16 protein-coding genes are annotated in these 17,160 nt (G+C 44.5%); 7 read left to right on the forward strand and 9 right to left on the reverse strand.

Annotation, left to right across the window (positions count from 1 at the left end; genetic code table 11):
• Positions 1–180 precede the first annotated feature (180 nt).
• The gene (locus MAMMFC1_RS03880; protein ID WP_126306645.1) at positions 181–1,500 is read right to left on the reverse strand and encodes a PAS domain S-box protein; all 1,320 of its coding nucleotides are present in this window, start codon (positions 1,498–1,500) and stop codon (positions 181–183) included.
• Positions 1,501–1,719: 219 nt separating this feature from the next.
• The gene (locus MAMMFC1_RS03885; protein ID WP_126306647.1) at positions 1,720–2,637 is read right to left on the reverse strand and encodes a C1 family peptidase; all 918 of its coding nucleotides are present in this window, start codon (positions 2,635–2,637) and stop codon (positions 1,720–1,722) included.
• Between the two features lie 424 nt (positions 2,638–3,061).
• On the opposite strand from MAMMFC1_RS03885, the gene MAMMFC1_RS03890 reads away from it, so the two are divergent.
• Positions 3,062–4,486 (forward strand): glycosyltransferase family 39 protein, encoded by a 1,425-nt coding sequence (locus MAMMFC1_RS03890; RefSeq protein ID WP_158618632.1) that lies wholly within the window; start codon positions 3,062–3,064, stop codon positions 4,484–4,486.
• An 18-nt stretch (positions 4,487–4,504) separates the two neighbouring features.
• A complete protein-coding gene (locus MAMMFC1_RS03895; RefSeq protein WP_126306651.1) occupies positions 4,505–5,692 on the forward strand; it encodes a CehA/McbA family metallohydrolase in 1,188 nt (395 codons plus the stop codon).
• Positions 5,693–5,774: 82 nt separating this feature from the next.
• Here MAMMFC1_RS03895 and MAMMFC1_RS03900 read toward each other — a convergent pair whose 3' ends face one another.
• The 6 genes from MAMMFC1_RS03900 to MAMMFC1_RS03925 all read right to left on the reverse strand — a co-directional run bounded on the left by MAMMFC1_RS03900 (position 5,775) and on the right by MAMMFC1_RS03925 (position 11,520).
• Positions 5,775–6,506 (reverse strand): alpha/beta fold hydrolase, encoded by a 732-nt coding sequence (locus MAMMFC1_RS03900; protein ID WP_126306653.1) that lies wholly within the window; start codon positions 6,504–6,506, stop codon positions 5,775–5,777.
• 130 nt (positions 6,507–6,636) lie between these two features.
• On the reverse strand, positions 6,637–7,635 hold the full coding sequence (locus MAMMFC1_RS03905) for a ketoacyl-ACP synthase III (RefSeq protein ID WP_126306655.1): 999 nt from the start codon (positions 7,633–7,635) through the stop codon (positions 6,637–6,639).
• Positions 7,636–7,662: 27 nt separating this feature from the next.
• A complete protein-coding gene (locus MAMMFC1_RS03910) occupies positions 7,663–8,055 on the reverse strand; it encodes a hypothetical protein (RefSeq protein WP_126306657.1) in 393 nt (130 codons plus the stop codon).
• 15 nt (positions 8,056–8,070) lie between these two features.
• Positions 8,071–9,051, reverse strand: coding sequence for a methyl-accepting chemotaxis protein (locus MAMMFC1_RS03915; protein ID WP_126306659.1), 981 nt, complete (start codon positions 9,049–9,051; stop codon positions 8,071–8,073).
• A 223-nt stretch (positions 9,052–9,274) separates the two neighbouring features.
• Positions 9,275–10,561 carry an S-layer homology domain-containing protein gene (locus tag MAMMFC1_RS03920; protein ID WP_126306661.1) on the reverse strand — a complete coding sequence of 429 codons (1,287 nt, stop codon included), beginning with the start codon at positions 10,559–10,561 and terminating at the stop codon, positions 9,275–9,277.
• Positions 10,562–11,178: 617 nt separating this feature from the next.
• Positions 11,179–11,520, reverse strand: a complete 342-nt coding sequence (locus tag MAMMFC1_RS03925) for an ArsR/SmtB family transcription factor (RefSeq protein WP_126306663.1) — start codon at positions 11,518–11,520, stop codon at positions 11,179–11,181.
• Positions 11,521–11,624: 104 nt separating this feature from the next.
• Here MAMMFC1_RS03925 and MAMMFC1_RS22585 point away from each other — a divergent pair, with 104 nt between their 5' ends.
• Positions 11,625–11,747, forward strand: a complete 123-nt coding sequence (locus tag MAMMFC1_RS22585) for a hypothetical protein (protein ID WP_269471862.1) — start codon at positions 11,625–11,627, stop codon at positions 11,745–11,747.
• Between the two features lie 23 nt (positions 11,748–11,770).
• On the opposite strand, the gene MAMMFC1_RS21285 is transcribed toward MAMMFC1_RS22585, so the two are convergent.
• Positions 11,771–11,914, reverse strand: a complete 144-nt coding sequence (locus MAMMFC1_RS21285) for a hypothetical protein (protein ID WP_158618633.1) — start codon at positions 11,912–11,914, stop codon at positions 11,771–11,773.
• Between the two features lie 187 nt (positions 11,915–12,101).
• Here MAMMFC1_RS21285 and MAMMFC1_RS21290 point away from each other — a divergent pair, with 187 nt between their 5' ends.
• The 4 genes from MAMMFC1_RS21290 to MAMMFC1_RS03940 all read left to right on the forward strand — a co-directional run bounded on the left by MAMMFC1_RS21290 (position 12,102) and on the right by MAMMFC1_RS03940 (position 16,978).
• A complete protein-coding gene (locus MAMMFC1_RS21290) occupies positions 12,102–12,269 on the forward strand; it encodes a hypothetical protein (protein WP_158618634.1) in 168 nt (55 codons plus the stop codon).
• A 342-nt stretch (positions 12,270–12,611) separates the two neighbouring features.
• Positions 12,612–14,528, forward strand: coding sequence for a DUF4573 domain-containing protein (locus MAMMFC1_RS03930; RefSeq protein WP_197723907.1), 1,917 nt, complete (start codon positions 12,612–12,614; stop codon positions 14,526–14,528).
• 250 nt (positions 14,529–14,778) lie between these two features.
• Positions 14,779–14,943, forward strand: a complete 165-nt coding sequence (locus MAMMFC1_RS22835; RefSeq protein ID WP_408631226.1) for a transposase — start codon at positions 14,779–14,781, stop codon at positions 14,941–14,943.
• 289 nt (positions 14,944–15,232) lie between these two features.
• Positions 15,233–16,978 (forward strand): collagen-like domain-containing protein, encoded by a 1,746-nt coding sequence (locus tag MAMMFC1_RS03940; protein WP_126306668.1) that lies wholly within the window; start codon positions 15,233–15,235, stop codon positions 16,976–16,978.
• Positions 16,979–17,160 lie beyond the last annotated feature (182 nt).

Consider the following 17,160-nt stretch of genomic DNA (forward strand, 5'->3'; position numbering starts at 1 on the left):
CTACATTTTTCAACAAAAAAATGCCAAACTATTATCTCCGGAAGATAATATATATATTGCATTAAAGAATGACATCAGGGTATTAGGATAGCTGAGGTTAAGCGACAGCATCGAAGCATTCCTAATACCCTGATATAATTTCAATTCTTTAATGCGTTCCCTATAGTTTGGCCTGAGAGTTTAAATATTTACAATGATCCGGCCCAGTCTATACAATTTGATTGCTGCTGCCAGAGCAATTCTGGTCTCAAAAGAATCAACAGAAATCTCCAGGATCTTTTCGATTCGCTGTTTGCGAAAAACTACCGTTTTATGATGTAAAAATAAGTTCTGCGCGGCTTCCTTTAAGTTGGCGGTTTGCAGTATCTCTTCCAGGGTATCCAAATAATTTGTGCCTTTTTCCCGGTCGTAGTTTATGAGTTTTCCAATCTTTTCTTCAACAAATCCGCGGGCCGGCTCTTTCAACTCATAGGTGGTAAGAAGCTGAAAAATACCTAAATCCCCGTAGTGGTATATTCCCCCCCGGCTGTTTCGGTCACAGCGGGCGGCGATAATGGCGTTCCGGGCTTGTCGGAAACTTTTGACCAAGCCTGCGGGACCGGTTTGTGAATTGCCTACCCCAATTGTCACCGCCAGATAAGAAGCAATACAGCGGATTTTGTCTATAAGACGGCCGGCAAATTGTATGCTGCCGTCCTTATTGAGTTCTTTGGCCTGATACAAAACTCCTATATCGGCGCGGCAGTCCCATACAATACAGTCAGGTTCGTCGCCTAACACGTCAATTATGCTGTTCTTGAGAATTTGGCAGTTGTTGGCGTTGGCATTCCGCTTGGTTCCTGCCCCGTTAAATCCCTCACTGGCTACTAAGCAACAGAATAGGGGGGCTGAAAAGTCTACCCCCAACGAATTGGCAAAACTCGTGACCTGTGCATCAACGACTACATGCCCGTTGACGATATCGTTAAGAAAATCGCTGCGGCGACGCAATTCATAGGATATCTGGAGAATCCTTTCCGCTTGCCGCCGTTCCGTAACATCGGTAACAACCACGGCAACTGTCTTTTTACCGCCGACCGTATGTTGCATCGGCGCCGCCCGTCCTTCCCAAAACTGGGAAGTCAGCGATATTTCCAGGGCATGGTCGAGGCGGCGAGGCATTTGCGTCGTGATAGTCTGACGGATTTCCGCCAAAAACTCCTTGGCTTTTTCCGGCGAAAACACATCATAAACAGTTTGTCCCCGCAACTTCGCCGGGGAAAACGGTATCAGCTTCTCACTGTTGCCGAAAACTTCAATAAACCGCCCGTCCTCGTCAATGATATAACTGGCATCAGGTACCGCCTGCGCAAAATCCCTCAGCCAGCATTCATTCTCTGTCCCCATGTCCGGCAATGCCTGCTCTGTTTGCTTACGGCCGATGTCTGTCGCAAAATTATCTTCTTTATCTTTATTTTTTTTATCTTTATTTTTCGGATTGAAACCAATAGCATCCGGCAATATTCCTCACCTCATGAAAACTTACCGTTATGATGGGTATGGCAATTACTTTGTCCTGTTTTTTCGGTATTATTTCGATATTTGTTGATATTATCCTTCAATAATTGCTAATTGCCAATTGCCCCCTGCCAGTTGCCAAATCACCCAATAAAATACCCTGCAAACTGATTCGTCTGCAGGGCCACATTGATACTATCGGTCTTTATGGTTATCTCAGGCTCAAATACTTACCGGACCAAATTGATCAGTGTCAATCCATTCCATTTTTATTAACGACCAAAAATCGGTTGCCAGCTGATTAAGGACATAATCGTACGGCAACCATCCGTAGCCGTTATCACCCCAGCTGGCTCCCCACGAATTGCGAATGAGAATGGCGCCGGTAGTTTCCAGGTTGTATTGGAGGTTTTTGATTTTTAGGCTATCATCATAACCTACCGCCACAACAGCATGTCCCCACTGCGCCCTTTCGTCCGGACCCGGATAGGGAATTCCCCCTTTGACATCTGCCTGAGTGTAGGATGAAAAGCCATAAAAGCCGAACATGGCGGGTATACCTGCCGCAATGTATTTTTTTATACTGTTTAATACTTCGGCAGGCGTTTTATTTGTTGTCCCTACGCCGTCATGAGTGAAGTATTGTAACGCCTCGTAATTGTCGGCCAATGAATAAACAAATGAGGTTGGTTCCTTATCAAAATCCGGATTTATATCCGTATATGGCCAATATTTTTCCGCAGGCGCACCAAGGAGAACCAAGGACCCCATCGTATCTCGCAAATATGCGCCGGCATCACCGGTTACTCCCATCAAATTACGCGTGGCTTTATAAATGAAAAGACGTGAAACATTAATTTGTTTTTGGTAGGCTTTATTTATGAAATATTCGACTATCCCCGCCGCCGCGTTGGCAGTGCATGAACCCAGCTCCCCTTGATCTTCTATTGCTGTGCACCACTGCCGCAAATCTGCCTTATCCGGTAATGAATCTGCCCTTCCCATAGGTATGCCCAATTTTTCCACAATACTTTTAATTTGCTCATGTTCTTCTGAATAATCCCGTAAATCCGGCAACGGTGGAAGCCAACCCGTGCCCAGTATTTTTTTCGAATTAGGAAGTATCACTTTCTGATACATATGTTTTCCTCCTTCACTCCTTTTTTTGGATATTGAAATACACCTCACCTACCATTATATAAATATTTTTTTGTAAATTTTGTAAAATATAGGGGGAATCTAAATAAAAAAGCGCAAGCTTGCACTATTTACATCAAAATATTCCTCCTCTAAATATTTTCATAATGCAGCAACTTTGGTGAAAGCTCCTGTGTATCTATATATGTCGCATTAAAGAATTGACCCGGGTATTAGGATAAGCTGAGGTTAAGCGGCAGCGTCGAAGCGTTCCTAATACCCGGACATAATTTCAATTCTTTAATGCATTCCATATAAAAATTTTAATCTATTTTTTTCATTATACACGTGGATTTTGAGGTATACTGAGGTATACTGAGGTTACTTGTTCTTAAATCTAATTCTAATAATGATATGGAGAAAACTCATGAACCGAAAAATACTGATTGTTGCGTGCTGTATAATTATTATTAATCTGGGGTATAATGCCTTTCTGCCTCTCCATCCCGACGAGGCCTACTATTGGACCTGGTCCCAGAATCTTCAACTGTCCTACTTTGACCATCCGCCGCTGATCGCCTATCTGATAAAACTATTTACGTTATTCAGTACAAATGAATGGTCCATCCGTCTGGTATCGGTTTTCTGCCTTTCCGTGTCCTCATGGCTGGTTTACCGGCTGGCGGCAGAAATGTTTTCAGGAACAGTAGCTGCTCTAAGTCTTTTGATTTTCCTCTTTATTCCCATCACCCAGATTGGTTTTCAGGTGGTCACGCCGGACGCTCCCCTGATACTATTTTGGACGGGTACTGTCTATTTCAGCTACCAGGCGATTTTTCGCAACAAAGTACGCTATTTATATTTCGCCGGCTTGACCGGTGGATTCATGCTGCTGTCCAAATATACCGGAATATTGTTATTCCCGGCCTTGCTGGTTTTTTTAATGGCTTCGAAACATAGACGCCTGCTTGGTTCTAGCCATTTTTACAGTGCCGCGCTGCTTGCCGGTTTGATATTTTCCCCTGTCTTATTTTGGAACTGGCAGCATGATTGGATTTCTTTCAAGTTTCAGTACGGCCATGGTATGGCCCAAAACAAAGTATTTGATATAGAGACTTTGGGCCAGTATGTAGCTGGCCAGGCCGGTATTATAAACCCTGTATTTTTCTTGGCAATGATATTCTATGCCTACGGCAAAATCAGGGAAAATATGACGAACGATAAGCTGGCTTTTCTGTTTTGGCCACTTAGTATCGTCCTATTTTTCTTCGGCTATGCCGCCCTGTTTAAAAAAGTGGAACCAAATTGGCCGGTTGCGGCCTATATTACCGGTACAATTTTGTTGTCCTACTGGCTTGACCGGTATAAAAAAAATTGGATCGTCGTAACCGGTATTGTGCTTACAACGCTGATGACGGTACTGGTCAGATATCCGGAAGCATTTCCCTTCCTCCCGCCGAAAGCTGTGCTGAAAGCCCATTATTACGGTTATGCCGATTTGTTGCGAACCGCCGGCAAATATGTGACCGGCAATTCGGCAGTGGTAATCAGCGACAATTATCAAAACGCTTCGATGGCTTGGTATTACCTCGAGGGCAGGCCCGAGGTTCATATCATAACCAGTTCCCGTTTTTCCAACTATGACTACTGGCGAGCTAAACTTGTCGACCACCCGCCCAACGAAGCGCTATATATCGGGGACAAGAGTAAACTGCCGGAACTTAATCAGATGTTTGAGAAAGTCCAGCTTGTGGATATATTGAAGTTCCGCAACCCATATGTAACTCGTGAATTCAATATTTATCGCTGCAGCGGATTTAAGGGGTTTCTCCCCCAGCAAACTCAAATATGACGGAGGTTATAAATTATAATGATTGGCGATCTTGTACTTTGGGCGGCAATTGCCGCCTGTTTTCTCATTTTTTACCGCTTCATAAAGGCACACATTGCGGGACCAGTAGCTGAGCAAGCCGTTACAGAGGAAAGCCTGATGCTGCCGTTTTTCGATTATAAAGGGGTAATCCACTGCCATTCCGTATATTCCGACGGCGCGGCAACGTTCCCGGAATTAATTGACGACGCCAACCAACTGGGTCTCGACTTCCTTATCACTTGCGACCACAATACCATAAAGCCGGTCTTGGACGGCTGGGAAGGATGGCATGGTCAAACTCTCATTTTAGCCGGGGAGGAAGTTTCGGTGGATGCCGGACATCTTCTGGTCTTTAATCTCGGCAGGAAAATGCCTGAATGTAACAGCCAGGCGGCAATAAACTATGCAAATCAATATGGCGCTCTAAGCTTTCTCGCTCATCCTTACAATCTCAAAGGCGCCTGGAAAAACTGGGGTGCAACCGGTTACACCGGTTTGGAAATAGTCAACTTTGTGTCAATGTCTCGTCGTAAAGCCATTCAGTTTATGGGCATCTTTAGCCTTATCTTGTTTCTCCTTTGCCCATCCCGTTTGGAACATATTTTGTTCAACAACCGGCCACACCGGGAATTAAAGAAATGGGACGAACTGACACGAGTTCGGAAGGTGGTAGGAATCGGCGGGGTAGATGCCCACGGTTTTTTAAAAATCGGCAAAAAAAAATACCGTTGGCCACGCTATTATGAAATACTGCAGGCAGTAAACACCCATCTTCTGCTGCCCGAGAAATTCTCCCGTGACGATAAGCGGGCTAAAGCTCTCGTGTATGAAGCTTTAACCCGCGGGCATGCATATGTTTCGTTTGATTTACTCGCGCCCGCCGACGGTTTTCAGTTTACAGCTTTTAGCGGCAATGCCGTCGCGCTTATGGGAGACCATATCGATTTAGACGAGGACAAACCGGTGAAACTGGCGGTATCCCTTCCCCCCGGCCGAAAAGGCATTATTACCCTCCTTAGAAACGGAAAGGTCATTACCAAATGTCACGGCAGCAGCCTGCAATCCGTTGTTACCCTGCCGGGCGCCTACCGGGTCGAGGTTTTTGGCTACCAGGCCAAACTCCCGGGGGGTTTTTATTACCGGAAACAACCTTGGATATTCAGCAACCCCATCTATGTTGGCTAAACGGCGAAAACTATAATGCCCCCGCTCGCTGTCAAGACACGGAAACAAAAAAGTTAAGTTCGGACACACATATTGTCTTGTTTCAACTTCTCATGAATTCTCTAATATGCTGCGCAACATATGTACTTTTAGCAATAGGCAGCATATGCCTAACATTAGGAACGATAATTAAATTTGAGTTTTTAATTGCTTTATGCATTTTAGTGGAATACTCCGGCAATGTAAGAATATCATCACTGCCTACCATAATTAATGTTGGAATAGTAATATGACTCATGACGTTTTCTATATCAAGCTTAATATCAATTTCGAAATCTTTTAATATTACCTCTGCTGGCTCAAAAGTTAAAAGATCTGCCCATACATCAATATTGGTCAAAGAACCACAACATTGAATAAGATACAGCCAATTTACTTTTTTCTCTCGAACCATGTTATGAATTTTTCTATCAAATTTATAAAATTTAGCACCTGAGCTTATGATAACATTCATTTTGACTGAAGGTACCCTCTTAGCGGCAACCCCCAGACATATTGTACCGCCCAAAGAGTGCCCTATTAATCTAACGTTATCCAACTGAGTAACAAATTCTGCCACGGCAGCAATATAATCTTCTACTTTTGTACAATGTCTGTTTTCGGATTGGCCATGATCGGGCAAATCTATGAGATAACAATTAAAGTCTTTCAACTTTTTCGCAAGTGGTCGTAAAAACATACGGTTACAACCTGATCCATGAACAAACACCAGGTTCTCTTTACTTGCCGAATTCTCAATGAATTCATAATGGATACCATTGATTTTGTTATACATAATATAGTTTCTCCCAATACAATATAGTTTCTCCCAATACATTGAATAAAGTTTTACTAGTACCGTGACAAAGCTATATTTTAGGCAATTTACTCGTTTAGAAAATAGAGATTGATTTTCTCCCCGTTATTTAGAACTGATACAGTATGGAACACATACTGTATCCAGCTCCGACAGAACATAGGATCACTTTAGAACCTTTTTGTACCCGCTTTGTGCGAATGGCGTTTCGAAGGCCAAATATGGGGCTTGTAGTTCCGGTATAACCGAATTTATCACCTACATAAGAGTAATTGGTAGGATCTACACTCAATTTTTTGAGAGTATCCTCAGAATCTGGTTTTGAAAACTGAGAAAATACAAAATGATCAACATCAGCAGGCGTTAATCCATGATCCGCCAGATTATTTCTAATAAGCTTTGCCCAGTTATCAGATAAAAAAGTAAAATTGAACGGTGTCCAATTCCAGCGTTTATCATCATTTTTTAATTTCTTATCATACATTTTTGCGAAACCACAGGCTGGCATAACGATAGAATCATGATATTGAGAATCGGTGAAATAATGGGCTCTTCCCATAAAACCGCGCTCTTCGTTTTCATTTGTTATTTCCAGTATGACAGCGGCAGCAGAATCACCAAAGTTAGGATAGGTAACAGGGTCTTGCCAACTCACTACGGAACTGATCAACAAACTGCCAACAACCAATACATGTTTTAATGACGGATTGTTTTTGGCATAATTACTCACCAAATCCAACGTCGTCAGCATGCCGATGCAATTGTTATTGAGATCAAAAACAATCTGAGCATTTTTGGCTTTCAGCATATGATTCAGTTTTAAGGCATTGGTAGGTGCGGTATATTCCGGTGTTTCTGACGAAAAAACGATCATATCGATTTCTTCCGGCTCCATTTGAGCGTACTTTAGAACCTTATGACAAGCCTCAAAAGCCATGGTTAAAGAAGTCTCGTTTTCATCTGCTAAAAAACGCGTTACTCTCCCTAAATGCTCCATCAAAGAAGAAACATTGGTATCCCCGAAATGTTCTTCAAAATATTCATTTCCAACTGCTTTTTCAGGATAATATACGGCCAATTCTTTTATAACAACGTTACGAAATCCCATACATTGCAACTCCTTTGCGCTAACCAGTTAAATTTTAGACAAGGCTTCTTCTTTTGTATCAACGAATGTGACGCAATCTGAAAATCCGGGAACGTTTTTTGACAACCTTACAACCTGAGATTGCGTAATCGCGGAAGCTAACTTTGTCATAAATCGCTTTTTAAAGGTGAAATCTTTTGAAGCATACAAAGCCATTGCCTGTCCAAGGGCTTGCTGTACTTCCGGCGAAGTAGGCCGCACGCCTTTTACGTCAATGATTAGGCTATAATCTTTGTATGCGGATGCTTTACGCGCACTTTCCATAAATGCCTTACAAAATGCATTCCCTTGATCCATATCAAAAAGTCCCTCTGCAAATGCAATCATAACCTTTTTGGTCGAATCCAGTGTCATCGTAAACGTTCCATGTGTTGTAGCCATTCTTACTAACCTCCCTTAGTTTTGTTCATAATCCTGAACAATGACATTTAATTCCTTTGTCATATTATCAAGTTCCTGCATTTTGCTTAAAACCTCATCAACAAATTGAGTCTGCTGTTGAATCGTATTAGAAACTTCCCTCGTGGATACAACTGTCTGAGAAGATATGGAGCTCAAAATATTAAATTTATCCTGTATCTTATTTATATCTTCTTTTAATTGATAATTTTCTGATTGGACAAGCTGTATCCATTCATTCGCTTGCATAACAGATTTCACTATCTGCTCAAATGAAGCAGAAACTTCTTCGGCTCTATCAGCCTGATACATAGAGGCTTCTGCGGATATATTTACATTCTTATGTGCTATATTAATCGCTGTGTCTATTGCCGCGGCGAAGTCATTTATCTGTTTGGCCTGTTCTTCAGAGTTGGCGGCAAATTTCTTAATCTCTTCTGCCACCACCCCAAATCCTTTTCCCTGTTGACCGACTCGGGCAACCTCAATAGAGGCGTTTATAGAAAGAATTTTGGTTGACATTGCAATCTTTTTCATCATTTTTGTAATGTTCGCGATTTCGGAAGCCTGATCTTTGACATTTTGCATGGATGCAGACAATTGCTCCAGCACTTTTTGGTTATTGAGCATGGCTTCTTTTTGCGCCTTTAGTATAGAGTGGCCTTCCTTGATAGTCTCGCGGATCTCGTGCAATATTTCAACCGATGCCAATATATTTTTCGTTACAGTTTCAGAGCTCTGAACTGCGCTCCGACTGAATTCAGTGGCTGCTTCAATAGAATCGCGTGTGTTGATGGCTCCTTGTGCCATCTCTTCTGATGACTGTAACAAATTTTGCCCGTGCTCTTTGATAGCTTCCAAAGCTTGTAAAACATTTGCTGAAGAATCTCCTAAAAATTCATTTACTTCTTTCGTACAATCAACAAAATTTTGTATTTTTGCATCAACTTCAGGAATAGATGCATTGTATGTACTCATGTCTTTTCTCCTTGGCTTATCTCTTGAAAGTGCAAAAATTTATCTTTTGTATCTCACGGTCATCCCGTTCATCGCTCTCCTAGCCAAGTATGGATGATTATAAGGATGATTTTGAATCATTCGCAAATTCACTGATACTGATGATACTGATGATACTGATTAGGAAAGTAAAATAATAAAAGATTTTTTCTCCACACTCCATACCTGGAAACCTTATATAGTATTAAAACATATAATTTAGCGTAGCAAAGAAATTTTGAGCATCTTTGCCATCAGTTTTACTTCTGAAGTCATTATATTGCAAGCTCAAAATAGCATTTTTAAACAACGTTTGTTCAAATCCATATTCAAATCCTTTTACGTTGGACATGGCATTTACACCGTTTACACCACCAGCCGCTTTCAACAAATGAGTGGTATCGCTGCCGTTAATACTGCCTAATGTCCATAAATCGAAATTAGAATCAATCTGCCGGTAGCTCACCCATGCACCATAGCTATTTTCTTTATTGCCATTGGCGCCAAGATATTTAACCTTGGCAAACCAAGCTTTTGCATTACCATTATAATTTGCCTGCTTAGCAAAGTCTGATGAATTTTCGCCATATTCACCGGTTAACATGACATCCGCACTAGCCTTGTAAGAAAAACCTGTCGAATAGCTTTTATAAAGCAAAGAATTTTTATCTTTTAAATATGCCGCTGTCCATGTTAATTGCTTATCAATCGGATACATAAGATTGGCGGCATATAGATTAAGGGTTCCTGGCATAACACCGGGGATGAGATCCTCGTCACTAACTCCCGCCTTCCCAACGGCAACAATATACTTCAGTTTACCGCCGCCACCGAGAATAATACCGTCAGCACCGGCAACAGTGGAGCCAACTGCTTCCGAATCGGCCAGAAGACCTTGTCCAAGATATAATGGCATACGGCCCAGCAGAAATGTATCAAATCCGAAAGCCTTTCCTACCAAGAAAGCCTTAGTCACATTGATATCAGAGCTTGTCCCGGCTGTGTTTTCACTTTCAATGCGACCGACAAAGGCTAGTTTATCCGTCAGCGGAGCAAACAAATTAACCCGCAAGCGGGTATATTCTTTACTATCGCCATTTTTCGTCCATTCATAGCGTTCGCGCACTTCGCCGCTGATCTTAGGTTCAGTTTTATTTTCCGGCGGATTGGCACGAATATTTAACGTTTTAAGCTCAGGCTCAAACTCGGCGACCAATTTCTTAATTAGTTCTTTTTGTTCCCCATTAGCCTTATCAATTTTTGTCGTAGCATTAGCAGCAATGATCGCCATTTCAAAGCGGGTTATACTGTTTTGTCCGCGAAAAGTACCGTCTTTATATCCTTCTACAATTCCTGCTTTAGAAAGCTGCTTGACAGCGTCATAAGCCCAGTGGTTCGCAGGAACATCTGCAAATGGGCTTTCTGCGGCAAAGGCTGTCCCAATACTGAGTACAAAAAACAACAAACAGGTAATGATCATGCATTTTTTCACAATAATCTCTCCTCACATAATAGTTCGTTTAAAAAATCATGGCGCAATTTCTTACTTCCGAGGGCCGAAGGTAGATTATACATTATTATCATAACCTTAATTCACCATATACTTCCACCATCCATTATTAAAAAATAGTAAAATATTGATTAATTTTGTCAAAATAAATCGATATTTGTAGTAAAAACTTGTAGGAATGAAGAAGGGATAAGGATAATATCTTAAGTGTTCAAGCATAAAAAAAACACCCTTTCTCAATTGAGAAGCATTTCTAATCTCTCCAAAATTTACGCTGAAGTTGCAGATCTTAAGGTATAAAACAAACTGCCGACAATACTTTGTCGACAGTCTAATAGGACTGCCTTATACAATTAAGGCAGTCCTATTTATCCCCGCTGGTAACCAAGGACTTGAAGAACAGCAGTTTTTTAATCTCTACAGTTCAATCTTTACAGTTATCTTCTTAAATAAGTCAGCCAGACTGGCCTAAAATATATCTATCTGTATGCTCTCAAATTTCCAGTTGCGCATAGTTTTCCGACTCTTCGGTTTGTCCAATCGCCCGGACGGGTAGCGGAGCGTTGCCAGCAGGTACCGCCGGCATTATCTTTTAATCATTATTTCTTTATTTCTTCGTCACAATCCTCAGCGAGGCGGTTAGACGAGCAAGGATAATAGCGAATCAACTCGTCTTCATATTCCAATATTTTACGAAAATAACTTTGAGTCAGTTTAAAGGTTTCATGGTTTATTCGGTAAAAGATCCACTTTCCTTCACGCCGATCTTCCAGAAGTCCGGCGTTTTTTAATATTTTTAAATGATGGGAAACGGCTGGTTGCGATATCTCACAGGCGTCATTAATGTCACATACACAGAGTTCCTTACCCAATAGCATATCGATTATTGCTAACCGAACTTCATCACCTAATGCTTTGTAGATTGAAACGAACTTTTTCATGTTAACACCTCATAGCAATCATTAACAGCGAAAAACCTTTTTATGTTCTTAAAAAATGTATTATTCGACATATAATGTCAAAAACCTGGTTAATTTAACATGTAATGAGAAATAATTTTCCGCGCACCATTAAGGTATATGAAACACCAACCGCCCGGCTTACCGGCAGTTGGTGTTTTTTTATCAAAGAAATTTCAGTTCAGCGATTACTTGACTTGGTTAAATAACCGAATCCCTGAAAACCTACCAATTATTTTTCGGTTTCTTCCATATGATCATAGTGATGTAACAGACGGCGAATTTCAAAAATCGGGATACAAGTTGCTCCCTCTTCTTCGTAGCACTCAATTAAACTGATAAATACTCTACGAAGCTCATCTACGCCATGATCCATTTTGACAACCCCTTTCAAATATTTCATTTTCTATTTCTATATTAATATTCGATCAGCCGGCAATATGCCATATACCGCCTTAAATACTTATCCCGGTTTATTAATGATGCTTTCTCCATAATTGTCATTATTAAACAGCTATTTAACTTATTTAAATGGGCAATCTAATTATCGGAGGTGATTACTGATGCCAAACAAAAATTGCAAGAATGAGCAGCACTGTGACGAGAGAGATCGGAAGAGCGTTGAGTTTGCTCGCGAGCTTATTGAAAAGAAAAATGAACGTCACCGCGATCCTGATTTACCAGAATATTGTCCCGTTCAGTTCCCTGACGACGACAAAAATAAACGTTAGTGAACGTCGCCTTTGAAAATTAATTGCAAGCGGTAATCGTCTCTCACTGGCAGAACTTCTCCTTATTCTTTCCAGAAGGCGGCTTCTGCCGCCTTCCTTTATCTTTCCATTGGTTGCACTTATGTCAACAGAAAGCACTCTTTCTGTTAGACTAAAAATAATATCCCTATCGTAGCTGTGGGCTAGCCCACAGCTACGATAGGGATATTTTCATTAAAAAAGTGCAATATGTCTTAAAATATGAAAATACTTATTTTCATAACACATTCCTATTTTAGTTGTCATATATATATATTACGTAAACAAAATATTCCCAATTACCAAAAAGGAGGCTATATTTTAATGCTTAATGAATTCCTTAGCATCTTTAGCAGTGATTTTGATAATAATTTCAGGCAACTTGTCCCAAGTACTCCACCTGAATCTGGGCCTACTGGACCTACCGGGCCTACCGGACCCACTGGTCCTTGCTGTACCGGACCTACCGGCGATACTGGACCGACCGGACCCACTGGTGACATCGGACCTACCGGACCCACTGGTGACATCGGGCCTACCGGACCCACTGGTGACATCGGGCCTACCGGACCTACCGGTGGCATTGGACCGACCGGACCGACTGGTGATATTGGACCTACCGGGCCGACTGGCGATATCGGACCTACCGGTGATATTGGACCTACCGGACCTACCGGTGATATTGGGCCTACCGGACCTACCGGCGACATCGGACCTACTGGACCTACCGGTGACATCGGACCTACTGGACCTACCGGTGATATTGGACCCACCGGACCGACCGGTGGCATTGGGCCTACTGGACCGACCGGTGACATCGGACCGACCGGGCCGACTGGTGATATTGGACCCACTGGACCTACTGGTGACATCGGACCCACCGGGCCTACCGGTGATATTGGACCCACCGGACCTACCGGTGACATCGGACCTACCGGGCCGACTGGCGATATTGGACCCACCGGACCTACTGGTGACATCGGACCTACCGGGCCGACTGGCGATATTGGACCTACTGGACCTACTGGTGATATTGGACCGACCGGGCCTACCGGCGATATCGGACCCACCGGACCGACCGGTGATATCGGACCCACCGGGCCGACTGGCGATATTGGACCTACTGGACCTACCGGCGACATCGGACCTACTGGACCTACCGGTGATATTGGACCCACCGGGCCTACCGGCGATATTGGACCTACCGGGCCGACTGGTGATATTGGACCCACTGGACCTACTGGTGACATCGGACCGACTGGACCTACCGGTGATATTGGACCCACCGGGCCTACCGGCGATATTGGACCTACCGGACCTACCGGTGACATCGGACCTACCGGACCGACCGGTGATATTGGACCTACTGGACCGACTGGCGATATCGGACCTACCGGGCCGACTGGTGATATTGGACCCACTGGACCTACTGGTGATATTGGACCTACTGGACCGACTGGCGATATCGGACCGACCGGGCCGACTGGTGATATTGGACCCACTGGACCTACTGGTGACATCGGACCGACTGGACCTACCGGTGATATTGGACCCACCGGGCCTACCGGCGATATTGGACCGACCGGGCCGACTGGTGATATTGGACCCACTGGACCTACTGGTGACATCGGACCGACTGGACCTACCGGTGATATTGGACCCACCGGGCCTACCGGCGATATTGGACCTACCGGACCTACCGGTGACATCGGACCTACCGGACCGACCGGTGATATTGGACCTACCGGCTCAGTAGTGACGTCAGAAGGCTTTTCAGCTTTCCTTCCTGCATTGTCGGTCTCTGGCACCACCCAATTGACCACCTGGTCGGTAAGCTCACCGTATTTTGACAGCGCTACCTTTGACGAAGCGACAGGCAATTATACCGTTCCAACATCGGGCGTATATGCCATTCAGGCTACTGTTAACTATTCCACTACGGCCGCGCTGTCAGTCTCTCTTGGTACGGGTATTAATCCGACATTTGTTGTCAGAAGAACAGCACCGACAGTTACCGACCTGATTACCGGTTTGTTCCCGGTGCTGAATGTTGACATCGCGTTGCTTCTGACCCTGCGGGCCATTTTGGGCAACGGAACCGTAACGCTGGCAGGCGAGGTGGAACTGGCAGCAGGCGACGTTATCGGACTCTTCTATGAATCCAGCGGCCTAACCGTATCCCTGAATCTTGGCGGTGTGGGTGCGCCGGGTATTGTCTGGTCGATAGTGCGCTTGTCTTGATGAGATTTTTCCCAGGATAATATATCATCAAAGAGGCTGTCGCGTAAGAAAGCCAGACAAAAGACAAAAAACGGCAACCGGCAGTAGGCCGGAAGCCGTTTTTTTGTTGTAAAATCAGTCGGGAATATATATCAACTGGTCATACCGCTGGATATTGGAGACATGATCCCGGGAGATGATTCGATCCGATTACTCAACGCGGTACTCAAAGGAATGGATTACAGCAAACTATACGCCGCGTACTTCCCGTATGGGGAGAATCACGAGTCACTTGAAACGTCTGTTTAAAATCCTCGTGTACGGATACATGAACGGTCTCTATTCCAGCCACAAGCTCGAACAGGCCTGTGGCGGAACATCAAGTTTTCTGTACCGCTTAGGCCGAGAAAAAGCGCCCGATTCGCCCAGCTGGTAGGGCGGTTGGGACTTTAGAAAACCTGGCTAGCGCCGAGCCTAGCGGAAGCGATAGTCGTTGGTTACACTTATGTCAACAGAAAGCACTTATACTTTCTGTTAGACCAAAAATAATATCCCGATCGTAGTTGTGGGTAGCCCATAGCTACAATAGGGATATTTTCATTGAAAAAGTGCAATGTGTCTTGAAATGGGAAAATACTTATTTTCATAACACATTCCTATTTTAGTTGTCATATATATATTACGTAAACCCACATTCCCATTACCAGAAAGGGGGCTATATTTTTATGCTTAATAAATCCCTTAGCATCTTTAGCAGTGATTTTGACAATGCTTTCAGACAACTTGTCCCAAGTGCTCCACCTGAATTTGGACCTACTGGACCTACTGGACCCACCGGCGATATCGGACCGACAGGGCCGACCGGCGACATCGGGCCTACTGGGCCGACCGGCGATATTGGACCTACTGGACCTACTGGTGATATTGGACCTACCGGGCCTACCGGCGATATTGGACCCACCGGACCTACCGGTGACATCGGACCTACTGGACCTACCGGTGATATTGGACCTACTGGGCCGACCGGCGACATCGGGCCTACCGGACCGACTGGTGATATTGGACCTACTGGACCCACCGGCGATATCGGACCGACAGGGCCGACCGGCGACATCGGGCCTACTGGGCCGACCGGCGATATTGGACCTACTGGACCTACTGGTGATATTGGACCTACCGGGCCTACCGGCGATATTGGACCCACCGGACCTACCGGTGACATCGGGCCTACCGGACCGACTGGCGACATCGGGCCTACTGGACCAACTGGCGACATCGGACCGACCGGACCGACTGGTGATATTGGACCGACTGGACCTACCGGTGACATCGGGCCTACCGGACCGACTGGCGACATCGGGCCTACTGGACCAACTGGCGACATCGGACCGACCGGACCGACTGGTGATATTGGACCGACTGGACCTACCGGTGACATCGGGCCTACCGGACCGACTGGCGACATCGGACCGACTGGGCCGACTGGCGATATCGGACCGACCGGACCTACCGGTGCCATCGGACCGACTGGACCTACCGGTGATATTGGACCGACTGGACCTACCGGTGATATTGGACCGACCGGGCCGACCGGTGACATCGGACCGACCGGGCCGACCGGTGACATCGGACCTACTGGACCTACCGGTGATATTGGACCTACTGGACCTACCGGCGATATTGGACCTACCGGGCCGACTGGCGATATCGGACCGACCGGACCGACTGGTGATATTGGACCGACTGGACCTACCGGTGACATCGGGCCTACCGGACCGACTGGTGACATCGGACCTACTGGACCTACTGGTGATATCGGACCTACTGGACCTACCGGTGATATCGGACCTACTGGGCCGACTGGTGATATCGGACCTACTGGACCTACTGGTGATATCGGACCTACTGGACCTACCGGTGACATTGGACCTGCTGGTACTGGCGGTACGTTTGTCATACCCTTTACAACGGGATATGTTAATGGAAATCCATCTTCGAATGCTGGTGGAGTATCCCTCAATATTATAAACATGGGATTCGGTGAATGTGGGCCTGGAATACCGCAAACAGCTGCTGGATCAGGGACATTTACAATTAATCTTGACGATGCATGGTATATGTATACCATGCCAGTGGATGGTATACTGAAAGGACTAAATTTTAATGTAACAAACGGTGCAGCCCTAATACCAAATTCAGATATTACACCCTATGTAGTTGTGTCAACCGCCCCTTCAGGTACAAGGACTTACACCTTCGAAACTGCTTCTTTAACCAATGCATCTGAACCATTTTTAAACGGAACATTATATCCTGTATTTACCAAAACAATTCCTGGAGAATCTCCTGAACTGAACGTACCCCTTACAAAAGGAACCCAGGTCGCAATTACACTGGGAATAAATACAGGTGGAACCGCGCAAGCGCCTTTGCTTATCTGTGCAGGAGGATTATTGATAGAGCGATCCTAAGCATTAAAATATATGACAGTTTTTTTATAATCGTATAATGGATTTGTTGTATGGAGAAATAATTTCTCATGACAGCTCACGTTTCACTAATGATTGGAGTATTCCCGGAATTGACGGGGATACTCCTTTTTTCTTGCGACGAAGGATCATGGACCGGAGAACAGTTATTGTGACAACTTCTT

Origin of the sequence: Methylomusa anaerophila, from assembly GCF_003966895.1 — a bacterium.
Classification (GTDB): domain Bacteria; phylum Bacillota; class Negativicutes; order Sporomusales; family Sporomusaceae; genus Methylomusa; species Methylomusa anaerophila.